Origin of the sequence: Parabacteroides leei (assembly GCF_023369805.1) — a bacterium.
Taxonomy (GTDB): domain Bacteria; phylum Bacteroidota; class Bacteroidia; order Bacteroidales; family Tannerellaceae; genus Parabacteroides; species Parabacteroides leei.
The window spans coordinates 766080-785855 of the sequence record NZ_JAMBQG010000001.1; the positions used below are offsets into that span (position 1 = coordinate 766080).

The window sequence follows — 19776 nt, forward strand, 5'->3', positions numbered from 1 at the left end:
AAATAAATAGCAAAAATGAACAAGTTGAGATTTAAAACATTTGCCGTACTGGCAGTGATGATGGCCACAGTTTGCCTGATGTCCTGTGACAAAGACGACCCGAAGCCAAACCCGGACGAAGGACAGCATCACTTCCTGTTTCTTCAATATTTAGACAATAGTGCAGCCTATATAGGTACGTTCAGCGACCTTTCCCAAAAGAACGTGGATAACAAGAATGCCTACGAGTTTGGTTTTGGTTGTTATCCGTTCAGTTACAAAAACATAGTTCTTCTGGCTGAAGGCGTTTGGGGCGATAAAATACACAAGTTTGTAAGGGGAAGCGACGGGCATATCTCGCCTGCCGGAACCATGACCTTTGCACAGGGGGCCAAACCCGGCGAAATCACTTTTGTCGATGAACATTTGGCGTATGTTTCGATTAACGGACGTGGAACTATTGCCATGATTGACCCTACGGAAATGAAACAATTGGGCGAAATCGACCTTTCCGCATACGCAGTAGGGGACAATAACCCCGACCCCGGATGTAATGTTCTTCGCGATGGAAAACTTTATGTGGCATTGAATCAGTCGAACTCCACCCATTCTTCTGTCCCCGGTGTTGGTGCAGAGGTCGCCATTATTGATCTGGGAACAAAGAAGGTAGAAAAAGTCATTAAAGATTCTCGTACCCGTCCGGTAGGAATGTTCCGCCATTCATGCGCCTTTACGGACGAAAAAGGCGACATCTATTTTTACAGTGCGGGGATGGATGGCGTAAACCCGTTGAAAGACGGCTTCCTGCGTATTAAAAAGGGTGAAACAGAATGGGACAAAGATTACCATTTCAAATTATCGACAACTTCCATTAAAGGAATCCCTGACGACAATGCCGTTTCACTGGTTCCGTACCTTTACGATAAAAACGGGAATATATATGCCTGTATCCAGTTGCAATCCAAAACAAGTAATCCGCCCGATTTTGTCAATGACAAAAACTTCCAGCCGGTAAAGATTAACGTCTGGAACAAAACCATTGAAAAGATAGAATTACCGTTGACTACCAGCATGGGGTCATTTGCGTATGCCAAGTATGGCGATTTGATTGTCTTCGGAATGACATGCGCTAATGGGACGGGGTACTATACCTACAATAAGAAAACAGGCGAGTGTTCCTCAAGTCCCGTTACCACAACCGTAGGTGTTCCGGCCAGTTTGATTTCATTTGAGTAATAATACCTAACTAAATAAACTGTATAATATTAAAAATTATAGTATATGAGCAGAATACCCCATAAATGCGAAGCCTTTGAAGGTGAATTTTCGATAGGAAAAAAACGCATTACCGCAAATTCATACGTTAAGGATCACCAGAAATTCCCAAAAATATATAGCTCAATAGCAGATATAATATTAGGATTAAAGAAAGAAGGTGACTTTCTTGAAGTTGGTGCAGGAGGTGCATTTTTAGCCTCTATTATAGCAAAGAAGGCAAGTAATGTAAAAATTACTGCAACTGACATATCTCCTGATATGGTTCGACTTGGAAAGGAATATATAAATAAACAAGGATTGGGAAATAGAATTGAATACATACATTCCAAAGGGGAAGCTATAAACTTTCCTGAAAAGAAATTTGATATGATTTATTCTTCCTTTTCATTAAATTATTGGAAAGATCCTATTTTACTCATCTCTAATTTAGAGAAATATTTAAAACCGGGTGGCATTATTTTTATAATGGATTTCAGGCGGGTTTGGTGGGTGCGTTTAATCCCTCAATTTATTTGGAGAGATGTTCCTGTAATTCTTGCAGGTTATACACGTAAGGAAATCCATCGGTTATTCAAGAAAAACAGGAAAAAAGTCCCTGAAGTAAATCACATCTATCCTTTCTCCTTATCAATAACAATTAGAAATAATATCAGACATGAGAAAAGTTAGTAATATCCCCAGAGAAGGTGATGTAAATTGCAACCTTCCGACTTTGTCTGAATACGCAAAGTCTATTGCAGAGTTTTCCAATAAGGAAATCTTACCACTTGTTTCGGAAATGGACATGAAAGCTGAAATGGATAAAAGCCTTGTTAAAAGCTTATTTGAATCAAAAATCATGTCTATTGAAATCCCGGTTGAATATGGCGGATTAGGATATTCTTTTGCCCATACCATAACCGCAATTGAAGAAATATCAAAAGTCGATCCTGGGGTTGCTGTATTTGTTGATGTTCATAATACTTTAGTTATTGGAGCAATCAACAAGTGGGGTACAAATGCACAGAAACAATATTATTTGCCAAAACTGGCAAATAATATTGTTGGTGCATTCTCGTTGACAGAACATCATGCCGGAAGTGATGCCTACTCTTTGTCATGTGAAGCTCGAAAACATCATAATGGGTATCTTATTACCGGTAAAAAGCATTGGGCTACCAATGCACGGGAAGCGGGAATATTTATCCTGATGGCTAATGTTCTTGGAGAAGATTCTATTCCTCATTTAACTGCATTCATCATTGATGATACCACGAATCTGAAGGTGCTTGCTCCGTCAGAAAAAATGGGAATCCGGGCTTCCTCCACTTGCGATATGGAATTGGATTATGTCTTTGTACCGGAAGAGAACATATTGGGAGGAGTCGGTTTTGGAAAACGCATCATATTGGAACTTCTTACGGATGGCAGGGTTGGAATTGCGGCACAAATGCTCGGTCTGGCACAGGGGGCATTTCATTTTGCAAGTAAGTATTCGCAGGAAAGAAAACAGTTTGGTAAAGTGATTGCCAATTATCAAGGTGTTCACTTTGAACTTGCGAGAATGGCAACCCGTATCGAGGCAATCCGCGGCCTTTTAGAGAAATCCGTTCAATTAAAAGCTAATGGTGATTTCATGAGATATTTCAAGTTTGCATGTATGGCTAAACTATACTCATCAGAAGTCGCCGAATACACAGTTTCTAAAGCTATTGAAATTTTAGGTGGCGAAGGTTATATGAAGACATCTCCGGTAGAAAAGATGTACCGGGATGCTAAGATTGGAGCCATATATGAAGGGACTTCAAATATTCTTTTAAAGACAATAGCAAAAATTATATTGAAGACAAAAATCTCCGATTAAAATATGTAACAAATGAAATCGCAGGATAAAAATAAGGTTTCCATTTTTTCATTCTTAGACAGTCAAGCAAGAATGAATCCAAATGAAACTGCATTTGTATTACTGGGAAAAGGATATGAAATTATTGATACAATTACCTATAAAGAATTATATTTTCAAAGTAGCAGGATTGCTTCATATCTTGATAAAAATGCAAAAAGCAATATCGTTATACAATTGTTTGATCAGTCCATCAACGGAGTGAAAGCGTTTTGGGGATGTCTCCAGTGCGGAAAGATCCCATTCCCGGTATATTACAACAGTGGGAAAGATATAAAAAATGATTTGCGGAATATCTTAGAGATGACACAGGCAACGTGCATTGTATCGGATTCTAAAATTATCCATGAACTTACAGAAGCCTCGGCTTTTAGCAACTTGACAGATGTTTTTGCAGTAGAAGATATATTAAGTTCAACACCTGACATTGAATTTAAGGAAAAAAACAACAATAATGATATTGCTTGTATTTTATCTTCTTCCGGAACAACCGGTGTACCCAAAGGAGTGGTAATAACCAATAGGAATATATCCTGCAATTTGGAAAGAGCAACGGACATATTTTGCTATTCGCCAGATTCCAGAATCTTGACATGGTCGCCCATACAACATGTTTTAGGGTTGACTATCCACATGATGATGGGAATTTACAAAGGAATTCCGGTGTATCTGATCCCGTCAGCTCTTTTTATGGAAGATACACACTACTTCCTAACGCTTATACCAAAGTACCAAATTACTCATTTAGGTTTTCCCAATTTCGCGTTTAAGCTTCTTGTCGAAACCCAACGTGAAAATAAAAATTATCCTTATGATTTATCCACTCTAAAATCTATCACTTGTGGAGGAGAACTGGTTCATCATAATGATTTGAACAATTTTATTGAATGTTTTAAGCCTTATCATCTCAATCCGGCTTCCATTATCCCGGCATATGGAATGACCGAAACTTGCGGAGTAATCAGTGGTTATAAACCTACAGAAAGTCGTTATAAAACAATTGATAAAGTGCCTCATGAAAGTCTCATTGTATCCAATGGGTGCGTAAAAGACCGTACTAAAATAAAGATAGTTGATGGGAAATCAGGCTTAGATTGTAAAGAAGGAGAAATTGGTTATATTCACATTGCTGGTGATATCTTATCCCCAGGTTATCTTTCTCCTGAAATAATTCAGAAAATTGAGATAGACGAAAAGTATGTATCTTCTGATTACGATTCCCATGAATGGCTAAATTCCGGTGATTTGGGCTTTATTCAGGATAGTGAGTTATATATCGTTGGAAGAGAAAAAGATATTATTATCATCCGTGGCAGGAAATACAATTTGGTTGAGATAGAGCAAATTGTACACCAGGAGTATGCGGATGAGATTCCCGTTTCTGTGGCTATAGCTGCTTTCATCAATTCGGAAGAAAAACTGATTTTATTATTGGAGGTTAATGCTTGTGTACTGGAGTCGGATGAACAGAAGGATATTTTAAAAGATAATATTCGCTCGTGCTTAGTTAAATCTAAGGGAATCTCCCCCTATGAGATTATTTTTCTTGAACAAAATTCACTACCAAGAACTAATCTGGGAAAAATCAGCAGGAGTGATAGTGTAAAACTTTACCTCAAAAAAATATCTTCAAAGGTAAGCGAAAATGAAACCGTTTCGGAAGATGAAAATTATGTTATCCTTTCACAAAAGATATCGGAATTAGTTGATACAAATGACGTTTTGGACTTTCACAACAAAAGTCTGATTGCAATGGGCTTTGATTCTTTATCTCTTGCAAGATTCTGTTCTTTTGTAAATACAACCTTTGGTGTAAACTACACTATCAGCGATTTTTTCAAAAAAGGTTTTACTCTTAAAACGTTGCTTTTACAGTTAAAAGGTAAAAAGACTATTCAGAAACAGGAAACTGACATTTCTTTAATGCACAAAGGACAAAACAGCGTTACGCAGACAGAGTTGACGGATATTCAACACTCATACTGGATTTCTCAACAAGGGAAATACACCTTGTCCGGTAATTCAGCTTTGATATATGTGGAAATAGAATGTTTGGATGAAATAAAAGTAGATAAGCTAACTGAAGCGTTACGCAAACTTGTTCAGCGTCATCCGTTGTTGTTATCGGCAGTCAATGATGACGGTTATTTAGTTATTCAGCATGATAACCAACTAATAAATGAGATTCCGGTTTTCCCAATCTGCGATTTTGATAAAATCAGGCAGGAATACTCTATTGCATATTTTGATTTAACCCAGGCACCACTTTTCAGAGTGTGTCTATCGGAAGCACCCGCTAAACGTATTATTCATTTTTGCATCAGTTTACTAATCGCAGATGCTTCGAGCATCCAGCTGTTAATGAGAGATTGGTTTCTTTTTTATCATGAAAGAGAAAGTGAGTTACCCGCTTTGAAGACCGATTTCGCCAGTTATGTACACGAACTGTCCAAGCGAAAAGAAAGTCCTGATTATTTACGGGCTAAAGAATATTATCAGCAATCAATTGGTTCAATTCACAAAGCTCCTGAACTTTATACCTTACAAGATCCAGCCCTTATAAAGAACAGTAGAATCGTTCATCAGGAACATCTTTTTGATAGGGAAACAAGCGAGCGGCTGAAAAGGATAGCCCAGGAAATGAATGTAACAAGTACCACTTTATTTCTGGCATTCTTCTGCCGTGCGCTTTCCCTTTGGAGCAAATCACCTGCATTCTCTATTATCCTAACGATTGATGGACGTGCATTCTGTGATCAAATCTATAATGATATTGTGGGTGATTTTACTTCTACTCAAATACTATCGTTGGATTGCAATGGACTTAAAATAGATGAACTGATTAGAGCAATTCAGGATAGAATCAGTAAAAATCTGGATTACCATCAGTTTAACGGCGTAGAAATTTCCAGGATGATTTCTCCGTCCGGCAACTTAACCCCCATTGTATTTACAAATGCAATAAAGTCTTCGGAGAAGTACCAGTCCGGCAGCTATGCTTATTCATGGGGGAAAAGAAGTTACTCTTATTCCCAAACACCACAAGTATGGTTAGATTGTCAAATCTTTGAAGATAATGGTCATCTGATTCTTGCCTGGGATTATATCAAAGAAATATTCCCATGCAAGATGATGAGCGATATGTTTGCTTATCTACTTTCAGAAATTACGCAGTTGACGAGTGCCAATTTGAAAGAAGCGGGTAGTAATTTCATATTGCCTCATGGGCAGTATAAACTACGTGAGGAATATAATGATACAAGCGTTGAAGTTGTACCGCAAATGCTTTTCTCCGGTTTTTTGGCTAATGTTCAAAAGAAACCGGGACATGTAGCTATAGTCCATAATGACCGGCTGATTACTTATAAGGAACTACATAATGCAGTTGCAACAATTGTAAGGCTTATGGAAGAAAAAGGCATTACTGCCCAAACGAGAATAGGTATTTATTCGCACAAGGGTTGGGAACAGGTTGCTGCCGCATTAGCCATACAGATTGTTGGTTGCGCTTACGTCAGTATAGATCCGGACTTGCCGTTTGTAAGACGGGAATTTATCTTGAATGATTCAAACATCGCTTTGATTATATCTTCCGAAGAGTTATCGAAAGAGGTAGAAAGGAATGAGCGTATTGTTGTTGTCTGCAAGGTAGACTATTTAACTGAAAGTCAAAGTGATATAATATCAAAGACTTGCCGGGACGTAAAATGCCCTGCATATTTAATATATACATCAGGTTCGACCGGCACGCCTAAAGGTGTGGTGATTTCACATGAAAGTGCCTACAATACGATATGGGATATCAATCGGAAGTTTGCTATCACAGAAAAAGACCGTGTTTTAGCTCTGTCTTCATTAAGCTTTGACCTGTCTGTTTATGATATTTTTGGGTTGTTGGATGCTGGCGGAGCAATTGTGATTCCCGACCACACCCAGCTAAAGAATCCCGACCATTGGAGAACTCTTATTGATAAATACCATGTGACAGTCTGGAATTCTGTCCCTGCCTTAATGGAGATGTTTACATTCTATTTAGGAAGAGAAATGTATGAATCAACACTTCGGCTTTGTCTTTTGAGTGGCGATTGGATACCTGTTGCACTTCCTAATCTATTACGAAAGCTTTTTGTCCGCTCTTTAGAAATAATCAGTTTGGGAGGTGCTACAGAAGCTTCTATTTGGTCAATATATTATCCTATTGACCAGGTTGAAAAGCACTGGAAAAGCATACCGTATGGAATGCCATTGGTAAATCAACAGATGTATGTGCTAAACGATCAATTAGAGGACTGCCCGGAATATGTAACTGGCCATATCTATATCGGTGGCATAGGGTTGGCACGTGAATACTGGAACAATGAAGAAAAGACCAATCAGGCATTCATTGAGCATCCAATAAAGAAATGCAGGTTATACAGAACTGGTGATTTGGGACGATTTATACCTGAAGGCCATATAGAGTTTTTAGGCCGCGAAGATCATCAGGTTAAAATAGGCGGTTTCAGAATTGAAATTGGCGAAATAGAAAGCGTTCTGAATAAACATGAGTTAGTCAATAGGGCTATCGTTGTCAAAAAGAAAGACAGTACAGGAAGTGAAAAATTAGAATGTTTCATTGTACCTGCCGATCCAACAGGACATCAGTTTAACGATGATTCCGGGATTATCACCGACAAGGAAGAACGGAAGAAATTTAAGCTATCCCTGCATGGGATTCGTAGATCTGCTTTGGGAAAGACAAATATCGGTTTAAACCTATCCCAAAATGGGTATTACCAGAATTATGTCATGCGGGCTTCGTCAAGGCGTTTTTTGGATGCTTCAATCGATTTGACATTACTCGGTGAGTTTTTATCCTGTATAAGTATCTGGGAACATAATGGCTCTTTAAGACGCAGATATGCTTCTGCCGGAAGTTCATATCCTGTACAGGTTTACTTGTGCCAGCACAGAAATCGCATCAACGGATTGGAGAATAATGTTTTGTACTATTATAATCCCTTATCCCACAGCCTAAATAAAGTTACTGATTATTTTCCGGTATTGACAGATTATCATGAGAATGAAAATAAGGAAATATATAAGGAGGAAGGCTTCTCCGTTTTTTTGGTTGCAAACCTGAATGCGATAGAACCTTTGTATGGGAAAAAAGCATTTGAATTTTGCCTTATTGAAGCCGGGTTAATGACGCAAGTGATGGAAACTACTGGTGTAAATACAGGTATAGGGATATGTCAGATCGGTAGTTATAAGAACTATGATTTCATCAGGGATTTCAATCTACCTGACGAAAATTACCGACTTATCCATTCGTTTATTGCAGGTAAAATCGACTTTACAGATCATGCTCGGTCACTTCCAAGGCACGAAGATGATAGTAGCCAGGATTACGGGAAAGAAGATACCATTGCCATATTAAAAGAATATGTTCTGAATGAGCTTCCCAATTATATGTGCCCTTCAAATTGGCACATACTATCTGATATGCCCCTAACTTCCAATGGGAAAGTGGATTATTCCGCTATATTAAATTATGGTGAGAAGGAAACGGTTAGTTGTACAGTTCAACCACCTCCACAGCCTTCAACACAACAGGAAGCCTCTTTTAAGAATCTTGTGATAGATGAAGTATCGCAAGTATTAGGGACAAAGGATATTGATTTAGATGCGAACTTTTTTGAGATTGGTATAGATTCCAAGACCATTGTCAAAGTTTGGAGAGGTATCACAGATAAATCCCAAATTAAATTCCCCCTGACTTCCATTTTTGAGCATACTACCGTGCGAAAACTTACTCGCTATTTAGAAATTACAAAGAATAAATAAAAGGAAAGATTATGAATACAGATATAGCAATAGTCGGCATGTCATGCAGGTTTCCTGATGCAGATTCTATTGGTGCATATTGGGAAAACCTGAAAGAAGGAAAGCAAAGCATAAAGAAGCTTTCAGAAGAAGAACTCAAATTATCTGGTATTTCTGATACTCTTTATAATCAGGAAAACTACGTTCGGGCAGCGTCCTATATCAGTGATATTGAACATTTCGATGCAGGTTTCTTTAAATATTCTCCCAGGGAAGCAGCTATTTTAGATCCCCAACAACGGATTATGCTGGAACTTTCTCATGAAGCTTTGGAATCCGCTGGTTACAATAGCGAATACAACACTCAAAATGTTGGTGTTTTCATGGGATCGGGTTACAATCAATATCTTTTGAAGAATATCCTAAGAGGGCGAAGCATAACAGATAACAGTGAAGAGTTTTTCATACAAACGTCGAATGATAAGGATTATCTGGCCTCACGGATTTCTTATAAATTAAACTTGCATGGCCCCAGTGTAAACATACAAACAGCCTGCTCAACCTCTTTGGTTGCTGTCCATTTTGCACGAAAAAGCTTGCTGGCGAAAGAATGTGATTGGGCAATAGCCGGAGGAATAACATTAAGACTCCCGCAGAAACAAGGATATTTTTACGAACCGGAAATGATTGTTTCTGACGATGGAAGATGTTGTCCTTTTGACGAAGCTGCTAACGGAACTGTTTTCGGGAGTGGTGCCGGTGTTATCGTTCTGAAACGTTTGGAAGACGCTATTGAAGACGGAGATAATATTCTTTGTGTAATAAAGGGGTCTGCAATAAATAATGACGGCCAAAACAAGGTTGGATATACTGCTCCCAGCCTATCAGGTCAACAAGCCGTTTTAAACAGTGCTATTAGGGATGCTAATATTCCGGTTGACACCATTTCTGCTATTGAAGCACACGGAACGGGAACTAAAATGGGTGATCCGATAGAATTTGATGCGTTGGTAACCGTCTTTAATGGTGTTCAAAAGAAATGTAGTATTGGTTCGGTGAAAGGTAATATAGGTCACTTAGAGAATGCCGCGGGCATCGCAGGGTTGATAAAAATGGTTCTTTCCCTAAAAAACAAAATGTTGGTTCCATCTGTCAATTATACCTCACCCAATCCCTTCATTGACATTGAAAACAGTCCGTTTTATGTTAATATAGAAACAAAATATTGGGATAATCAGGATAATGATTACCCAAGAAGATGTGGAGTAAGCTCATTTGGGATTGGGGGAACGAATGCGCATGTAATTCTGGAAGAGTATGAAAGCGATAGTGATACCTCCAACCATACTAATAAACAAGATTATTATCCGATAAATATTTCTGCCGATTCTAAGGAATCGTTACGTAAAAATGAGCAAGCCCTACTGGAATATATTCAAAACAGCCCGGAAGTTGAACTATCGCAGGTTTCATATACCCTGGCTTGTAGAAGAAATGCATATAAACACAGGCATAGTTATTCGTGTTCCTCCATTAAGGAACTTGCAGAATTGCTGAACAAAGAAAGTGACTCATCTTTAGTCGCTGGTGACTTTGATATTGCTTTCATGTTTCCGGGACAAGGTTCTCAATTTGTTGGAATGTCAGTTGAATTGTACAATAAAGGTGGCGTTTTCAAAGAAGAATTAGATCGGTTAATGACTCTTTTTCAGGCTCATCTTGCTATTGACCTCTGTAGCATTTTGTGGGGGCAGGATAAAACCAAGAACATAAACGATACGATTTATGCTCAGCCACTACTTTTCATTATAGAGTATGCTTTGGGGAAACAACTGATTGCATGGGGCGTTGAACCGAATATCATGATCGGTCATAGCATTGGTGAATTTGCCGCTTTTTGTCTGGCAGGTATGATAAGTGTCGAAGATGCTGTAATCCTCGTTAGCGAAAGAGCTTCATTAATGCATGCTATTAATAAGGGAAAGATGTATTCTGTACATTCAGAGGAAGAAGTTATTATGCCTCTGCTCCCGGCAGGTTTATCCATTGCCGCAATCAATACCAAAGATTTATTAGTGGTATCCGGTAATGAAGATGTGATGGAAAAGTTCTTGCAGATTGCAGATGAAAATGGAATAACCTATGGACAACTGCACACATCAGCTGCATTCCATTCTTGCTTAATGGAACCGGTGTTAGCCGATTTCTACGAAGTAGCAAAAAAAGTCACATTCAATCCTGCGAAAATAAGAATTGCTTCTACCCTGAATGGGGAAATAATAAATATAGGCCAAAGCATATCGGCAGAATACTTGATGAACCAAATCAGGAGGCCGGTTCGTTTCAAGGATGCCACTAATACTATCTTAAAACTGGAGCCGCATATTTTTGTTGAAGTGGGGGCAGGAAGCACTTTGAAAACATTTATCAAACGGATAGACCACCGGACAAATGCGGTAAATCTTTTACCGGCAGCAACCTCAAATATGAACTCTTTGCATTCCCTGTATTTGGCATTGGGCAATATTTGGAGTTTGGGTACAAAAGTAAACTGGAAAGCATTGTTTTCTACTGATGAGAGAATTTTCATTCCGCTACCTACTTATCGGTTTGACAGAAAAAGATATTGGATTCAACCTGCTGAACATACAGGGCAAGAAATAGAAACTATTTATAAGAGTGTCGGTGTGCAGGAAGACAAAGATGAGTCCCGAAATGGGTCAAAAGAAGAATCCTTGTCAGAAAAACAAAGAACCTTGTTGAGAATATTCTCATCTGTTTTAGGCATTGAGAATATTAGGTTAGAAGATAACTTCTTTGAAATGGGAGGACATTCATTGCTTGCAACAAGAATTCTGTCAAGGATTAACAAGGAATTTTCCAGTGATATACGCCTTAAAGAATTCATGAAATATCCAACCATTAAAGCCCTTTCGGATAAAATAGAAGAATCCGACGAAGTGGATTTAGGACTTCCGGTAATTGTGGAAGACCTGGAAAATTTACATACTCCGTTTCCGCTCACTGAAATGCAGGAAGCCCAATGGTTGGGAAGAATTGAGGCTTTTAATACAAGTGGTGTTGCTGCTCACTTGTATTTTGAAGTCGAGAATTACAATCTGTGCCCATTAACAATTTCAAAAGCATGGCAAAAACTCATTGAGCGTCACGACATGTTGAGAACCATTATTCTGGAGGATGGAACACAGAAGATTCTTCCGTTACCTATGGAGTATAAGGTAAAAATCAATGATTTCAGCAACGTATCAAACGCTGATGCGGAAACTCGGCTACAGGAAATAAGGGGTAAAATGGATAGTGTTGTACGTCCTATTGACCAATGGCCATTATTTGAAGTACAATGTTCCGTTTTGCCACAAAACAAAGTAAGGATACATTTCAGTTTAGACTTGATTATTTGTGATGTCGCAAGTTTACGAATCCTAATGAAAGAATGGGCTTTGCTTTATTCAAACATGGAACGGGAATTACCGGCAATTGATTTAAAATTCAGAGACTATGTTCTTGCGGAAAAGAAAATTAGAGACTGTAATGTATATAAAACCTCCGATACCTATTGGGATGAACGTATCAAAACATTGTCTGGCAGACCTGAATTACCTTTGAAGAATGTCACCCTGACAGAATCTCCACGCTACAAAAGGCTCAGTTATACCATAGAAACAGCGTTATGGGAAAGGTTAAAAGAGGTTGCTGGCAAAAAAAAGATTTCGCCTTCAATGGTATTATTAGCCGGATTTAGTGAGATACTTGCTTGCTGGGGCCAAAACAAAAGCTTTTGCATTAACACTACCATAATCAATAGGCATCCCCTGCATCCACATGTGAATAGATTGGTGGGTGAATTTGCTTCTTTTGCTCCCATTGAAGCGAATTTAAAAGAAGCTGTTGATTTTGAATCGCTTGTATTGAATTTGCAACAGGAAAACTGGAACAATCTGGAAAACAGGTATGTACATGGTACAACCATTCTACGAAAAATAGCAAAGGAGCGGGGAAATACTGCTGGAGCCGTTTTACCTATCGTTTTTACCAGTACTATTGTACATGATGCCAGTGGCGAGAATCTTTTTCATGAAGTATTTGGAGACTATAATTATGTTTTGTCCCAAACGCCACAGGTGTGGCTTGACCATGCAGTCTTTGAGAACGTTCATGGCCTAATGCTTAGTTGGCACTTTATTGACAACGTTTTTGAAGATGGTGTTATTGACGAAATGTTCAATGCTTATATTAAGTTGATACTATCGTTGTGCGAACAAACGGTAGATTGGCACCATCATTATTACGATTTGATTCCGTCCAGTCATTTGGAAGCTATCAAGGAATATAACACTACCAGCGAAGATATTCCTACGACAACACTCCATAACCTTTTCTTTAACTCTTGTAAGGACTTTGCAGGTAAAACAGCCATTATTTCCAAAGGAAAACAGATAAGTTATGATCGGTTACGTGTGTTAGTCCTATACTATTCTTCGGTGATTAAAGAGAAAAACATCGGAAAAGATAAGCCTATCATTGTCTTAATGGAAAAGGGATGGGAACAGGTTGTAGCAGTGTTATCTATCCTGAATGCCGGATACGCATATCTTCCGTTAACCATAGAAACACCTGTTGAGAGGGTTAAATACATTATTGACGAAACGGACTGTAGTCTGATAATCTCGATATCGGAGCATAGTGAACAGTTGGAAAACTTTCCGGATGTGGATGTGGTGTCTGTGGAAGATAGGAATATTGACCTTTCAATGGTTAACCTATCAATGAATGAAGTTTCACCAAACGATATAGCCTACATCATCTATACGTCAGGTTCTACAGGAAAGCCCAAAGGAGTAGTAATATCTCACAAAGGGGCTGTAAATACGATTATTGATATCAATAACAGATTTAAGATAAAACCATCTGATAGTATCTTTGCTTTATCAGAATTAAGTTTTGACCTGTCTGTTTATGACATATTTGGTATGCTTGCTGTTGGTGGGACTATTGTAATGCCCGAATCCGGGATGGCAAAAGATCCCGAAAGCTGGCATAAACTCGTAATGGGATATAACGTGTCAATTTGGAATACAGTTCCGGCCTTAATGGAAATGTATGCTGAATATGTATCCAATATATCTGAATCAAACAACATCAGTATTAGACTTGCGCTTTTGAGTGGCGACTGGATTCCCTTGTCCATGCCCGATAAATTGAAAGTCCTTAACCCACAAATGGAGATCATAAGCTTGGGAGGTGCTACCGAAGCTTCTATTTGGTCTATTTATTATCCAATAAATCACGTTTCTAAAGAATGGAATAGTATTCCATATGGGAAACCACTTGCCAATCAAACAATCCTGATATTGGATGATTCATTAAACCCTTGTCCCATTTACGCAACGGGCAACATATACATAGGCGGTATTGGTGTTGCAAATGGTTACTACAAAGACAAAGAAAAAACCGAAAATGCTTTTGTTAGACTGGAAGGAAGTAATGAAGTTATATACAAGACCGGGGATCTTGGCCGGATGTTACCTGACGGGAATGTTGAATTTCTTGGAAGAGCAGATTCACAGGTAAAGATTGGTGGTTACAGGATTGAACTTGGAGAAATTGAATCGTGCATATCCGCAATTGAAGGCGTGAAAGCCTGTGCTGTTGTTTTAACCCAGCAAAAAAGAAAAATCAAAGCATCGGTACAACTTAATGAAGGGGCACAATTAACTACAAGTGAAATTCAGGAAAAATTAAGTCTTGTTCTTCCACACTACATGATGCCCCAGGAACTCTTTATTTTGTTGAAGTTGCCATTAACCCCAAACGGGAAAATAGACCGTAGGCGCCTATCCGAAGAGACAGATGTATGTGAGAGTGAAGAAAGGAAATTGTGCATTAATATGATGGAGAAAGATTCTGCCAAATATGATATTATGATTGAAGTCTTTGCTGAAATTTTGGGGATTGATAAGTCCATGATAGACATCAATCAGAACTTCTTCTCAATGGGGGGTGATTCCATATTGGGGGTAAAAATTATATCCAGGTTGAAACAGCACGGAATAACATTATCCCCCAGAATGATTTTCGAGCACCCAACGATTAAAGGACTTACGGAAGCATGTGTATTAAGCAATGAGGAAAAGGTCGCCGAAAGTGACATCATATATTTATCCGCATATCAACAAATGTTGATAGACTATTGTGGTGATGACGTTTTTGCTCAAAATCATATTGTCTTGCTGGAACTGAAAGAACAAATCGACCCTGACAGATTAGATCAAGGTGTATCAACGCTATGCCCTTTGTTCGACTTCTTAAAGGGGCAACTCTTAAAAGTAAAAGACACATGGGAGCTGCATGTTAACCTCAATTATAGTTTTGAGATTGATTTTGTAGATAATATTCCAGAAAACACATCATTTGAAGATTATGTAGAAACTATAGCAAGCGACTTTATTCGTGATTTTTATTCCGGTGCTACTCCATTGTTCAGGATTTGTTTATTGCAGCATACAAACAAAGATTATCTACTGGTTATATCCAATAAATTAGTGTTGGACTTACATTCGGTTGATTTACTGCTCAAACTCCTACTAAACAACATGTATTATGGTGTGGGCATTTCCAAAGAAATAAGTAAACGAATAGCTTCTTTAAGTGATATTGCCGGTCTTTACAAATCATGCAGCATATTGAGAGATAAACGAGCAATACTGGAGGCTCGGATACAAGAAGGGCCAGATTTACCTCTTTCTATAAAAATTGAAAATGAATATATGAAAGAGGTTGAAGGAGTTGCAATCATAAATCTATTAATAAGGGCTGCTGCTTCATGTCTAAATTTCATAAGCGAAGACCGGACATTTGTCAGATACACTATTCCGAGAGACTATGAGAACCTTTTGGAACATTCTTTAGAAGCCACTTGCGGCAATTTCCTCATGACATATATTGTTCCACTGCAACTCAGTGATCTATCTGTCAATTATAAGAAGATGAGGGATATAATAGTCGATAACTCTATCGATTTAAGTATGCAGACATCAACAGATGTTTCTGAAATTGTGCCCAACGTAGATATTGTGTTTTATGGTAATATAAGCAACGATGCGTCATATTATAGCATATTAGACCGGAAAAGTAGCCCTCTAAAATCTTGTTCTGAAGTTACTATTGAAGCTTTTATAGTGAATGATCAATTAGAAGTTTCAATTCTTGTAGAAAAAAGTTTAACAGCTTCGGATGAACTGCAAAAACAATTCAAGAATCACTTACTGAAAGAGATTAAGAACTTAGAAAAGATGCAAGCGAGAGATTCTCGTGAGTTTAAAGGCTTGGAGATTTCTAAGGAGAATTTTAATGAGTTAATTTCAAAATAAGTTCATATCATGAAAAAGACTGTAAATAGTAAAATCGAAGATATTCTTAATGTTACGTCTATGCAACATTGGTATTACAATATCTATAAGAATGCGAAGGACTCGAAAACCTTAATGATGGATTTGGAATTTGTGTTTTCTGGTACTGTCGATTTAAGCATATTGAAAAAATCTTGGAACTTGATTTTGAAAAAGTATCCCATGTTGAGAACTGCATTTTATGAAACAAAAACTCATGAAGTGTTTCAGGTAGTCTACAAGGATTATTATATTGAAATCGAGTCTGTTAATTGGAAAGGTGTAAATCCTCATAAACAGGAAAAGTTAACACAGAACTTGAGAAATGAACAAAATAAAAAGAGGATTGACCTACAAGCCCCACCGTTACTTAAACTTTACCTCATTCAGAAAACGTCTAATGAGTTTAGTCTTAGATGGTACTTCCCTGTTTTACTTATGGATGGGTGGAATGTCCCTATTATATTTAATGAATTAATATCGTTCTATTCAGCATATTCAAGAGGCAAAAATCCCGGTTTGGTTTTGGAGTCGTACTCAATGAAAGACTATATAGTCTATCAGCGGGACAGGGATAAAAGCGAGGATGAAATTTTTTGGAAAAATTATTTACTCCCATTAGAAAATGTAGCCCAACCTAAGAACAAAGATAGTCATCCATTGGATTATCAAAGAATAGATGTGGATTTATCAGCTGTGGAAGACAGAATCCGGGAAAGAGCTAAAAAGATAGGAGTTAGTCTGAACTGTATTTTTCAGTTAAGTTATATGTTGGCATTAGCCCGGTTGCAAAACAGGAAACAGGTGTTTAGCCGGACAACCGTAGCTGATAGACCAATGACGATAAAGGATATTCATAATCGGGTGGGCTTATACATCAACGAGATTCCGATAAAATTGACCGTAAAAGACCAGTCTTTTGAGGAAATGGCAAAATCCTTACAGAATGATCTCAATCAGGTATTTTCCCATGTTTCATGTTCTTTGGAAGAGATAAGTTCTTTTGTCGGGAATGAATCTCTTCTTGCAATAGATAATACGATTACTTTTGAGAATATGCCAATGGAAGAGATTGATTATTCATCATTGCCTTTTTCTCTTTCCAGCACCAACTTCGTTAATCACCCTTATGGTAAAGTCAACATTTTTATTTGGCCGAGTAAAAACATGAACATCAAGCTACTCTATGATGCCAAAACATATTCCAAAGAGGATATGATTGAATTAGGAAACCGTATGAAAGATATATTAATTAACTTCTAAAAATAGATGAAAATGAGAAATGTTAATGAAGAAAAGATGAAAAAAATATGGGGAAAATGGCTGTATATACCTAATCCCCAGCCTGTTGTGAAAAATAGAGTTTTCTGTTTACATTATGCGGCGGTGTCTGCCGAAGTATATCATAACTGGTGTTTCCTATTTGATGAAGGAACAGAAGTTTGTTGTGTTCAACTGCCCGGAAGATCCACTCGAAGCGATGAAAAGAGGATCACTGTTATGGAAGACTTGGTACCGCTTATTGCTGAAGTTATTCTTTCATATAATGATGCTCCTTATGTGATTTTTGGGCATTGCATGGGTGGCTTTATGGCTCATGAGGTAACGCGGTATATTATCCAGCAAAAAGGATTGTTGCCAAGTGCAATATTTGTTTCCGGAGAAAACCCTCCCCATTTTCCTTATAGAAGAGACCTACATACTTTGTCGGATGATGAACTTCTTCAGGCGTTAAGGGAGATTAATTTCACACCGGAAGATTTTTGTTTCACGGAAGAAACAGTATCGGAAATGTTACCAATTATAAAAGGTGATTTCCAGCTGGTTGATGACTGGTTTTTTAATCCCCAAAACTCGCAAATACCTATTCCCATATATGCTTATGGGGGTGATGAAGATGTGTTTGTGACTGAAGATAATATCAAGGCATGGAAAATATACACTACAAATGGTTTCAAACATCGTATCCTTCATGGAGATCACTTTTTCATTAAAAAAGAAGTTTCAAGAGACGAGATAATAAGTGATATAAAAGCCTTCTTAAAATCTCTGGAAAAATAAAATGAGAACTGTAAATCGCAATAAGTATATGCTGATTTGTTTGCCATACGCAGGTGGTTCTTCAACATTTTATAATAAATGGAAACAGTTCTTGCCTTCCAATATCGAGATGTGTGTATATGAGTTAGCTGGCAGGGGCACCAGATCTTCTGACTCTACAAATTATACTTGTATTGAAGATATTGCGGCAGACCTGTTTTCACAAATGGATGCAGATAATCTATTCAGCAAACCGTACTATCTGTTCGGACATAGTTTGGGCGCATTGATAACTATAAAGTTGTGCAACCTGATTCGGGAAAAAGGGAAGATACTACCGGCTCATCTTTTCGTATCTGGTGAAGGTGCTCCTATCCATACAAGAGAACAAAAAAAGCTTCATTTGCTAAATGACCAGGAATTTGTCTCTGAACTGAAAAAATTAGGCGGTATGACAGACGACTTTTTCAACTATCCGGAGTTACAAGAATATTATTTGCCTATTCTTAGGAATGATTTAAAGATAGCTGAAACAGCCGTTTTCAATGGTACTTTACCTTTCGATTTTAATATGAGTGTATTGGTCGGAAAAGAAGATACATGGACAGTTGATCAAATATACAAATGGAATAGTTATACGACCGGAATTTGTAGTTTCCATTTCTTCAATGGAGGGCATTTCTATTTAACCGATTGTGGTGAGGAAATTATTCATATCATAACGTCTTGTTTATGAGGGAAGAAGATATTTGGGTATTCTACACATATGTAGATAAAGTGATTTCCAATCTCGCAGAGATTCCTTTATCAGTGTTTGATCTGTGTAGGATAGAAAAGATGCGAAGGAAAGAAGATAGGGAAAGAAGTCTCGCCGGAAGACTTCTTTTACAGCATGCAATAATGAACCTGAATATCTCTAAAGATGCTATATGCACTATCGAATGGGATAAGTTTAAGAAGCCATTTATTAAGTCAATGTATCCATTTCAATTTAATATCTCGCATTCTGGACAATGTGTTGTTTGTGCGCTAACTTCCGGGAGAGTTGGAGTAGATATCGAAAAAATGGATTACAGGATAGATATAAATGATTTTGCAGATGTATTTTCTCAAAAAGAGCTTGATTTTATATATGCTGGTTCAACTCCATATCGACAGTTTTACAAACTATGGACATTAAAGGAATGTGTTCTTAAAGCACAGGGAACAGGTTTTCTAACCTCTCCTATCGAAGTTTTGACGCTGGAAAATCCTGTGAGAATAAGTGGAGACTGTTTTTATACCCATCATACATTTATGAATGATTATTCCCTCTCTGTTGCAGCTTCGATTCCGAGTAAGAACGTTTATTTAAGTAGAATAGAATTACCAGGTTAAAGAAAG

General features: G+C 37.8%; 9 protein-coding genes. All 9 read left to right on the top strand.

Features of this window, described 5'->3' with window-relative positions:
- Positions 1–15: 15 nt before the first annotated feature.
- Genes M1P97_RS03065 through M1P97_RS03105 form a run of 9 tightly spaced genes read left to right on the top strand, consistent with a single transcriptional unit; the run spans position 16 to position 19770 of the window.
- Entirely contained in the window at positions 16–1215 is a 1200-nt protein-coding gene (locus tag M1P97_RS03065; RefSeq protein WP_221656178.1) for a YncE family protein, read from the top strand.
- Positions 1216–1260: 45 nt separating this feature from the next.
- On the top strand, positions 1261–1926 hold the full coding sequence (locus tag M1P97_RS03070; protein ID WP_221656179.1) for a class I SAM-dependent methyltransferase: 666 nt from the start codon (positions 1261–1263) through the stop codon (positions 1924–1926).
- On the top strand, positions 1913–3100 hold the full coding sequence (locus M1P97_RS03075) for an acyl-CoA dehydrogenase family protein (protein WP_221656180.1): 1188 nt from the start codon (positions 1913–1915) through the stop codon (positions 3098–3100). The genes M1P97_RS03070 and M1P97_RS03075 overlap by 14 nt, the downstream gene beginning before the upstream one ends.
- 12 nt (positions 3101–3112) lie before the next feature.
- Positions 3113–8965 carry a non-ribosomal peptide synthetase gene (locus M1P97_RS03080; RefSeq protein WP_249388343.1) on the top strand — a complete coding sequence of 1951 codons (5853 nt, stop codon included), beginning with the start codon at positions 3113–3115 and terminating at the stop codon, positions 8963–8965.
- 11 nt (positions 8966–8976) lie between these two features.
- Entirely contained in the window at positions 8977–16335 is a 7359-nt protein-coding gene (locus tag M1P97_RS03085) for a non-ribosomal peptide synthetase/type I polyketide synthase (RefSeq protein WP_249388344.1), read from the top strand.
- A gap of 9 nt (positions 16336–16344) precedes the next feature.
- Positions 16345–17616 carry a condensation domain-containing protein gene (locus M1P97_RS03090; protein WP_221656183.1) on the top strand — a complete coding sequence of 424 codons (1272 nt, stop codon included), beginning with the start codon at positions 16345–16347 and terminating at the stop codon, positions 17614–17616.
- A gap of 12 nt (positions 17617–17628) precedes the next feature.
- Positions 17629–18414, top strand: a complete 786-nt coding sequence (locus tag M1P97_RS03095; RefSeq protein WP_221656184.1) for a thioesterase II family protein — start codon at positions 17629–17631, stop codon at positions 18412–18414.
- A 1-nt stretch (position 18415) separates the two neighbouring features.
- Entirely contained in the window at positions 18416–19129 is a 714-nt protein-coding gene (locus M1P97_RS03100; protein ID WP_221656185.1) for a thioesterase II family protein, read from the top strand.
- On the top strand, positions 19126–19770 hold the full coding sequence (locus M1P97_RS03105; RefSeq protein WP_221656186.1) for a 4'-phosphopantetheinyl transferase family protein: 645 nt from the start codon (positions 19126–19128) through the stop codon (positions 19768–19770). The genes M1P97_RS03100 and M1P97_RS03105 overlap by 4 nt, the downstream gene beginning before the upstream one ends.
- Positions 19771–19776: the final 6 nt, after the last annotated feature.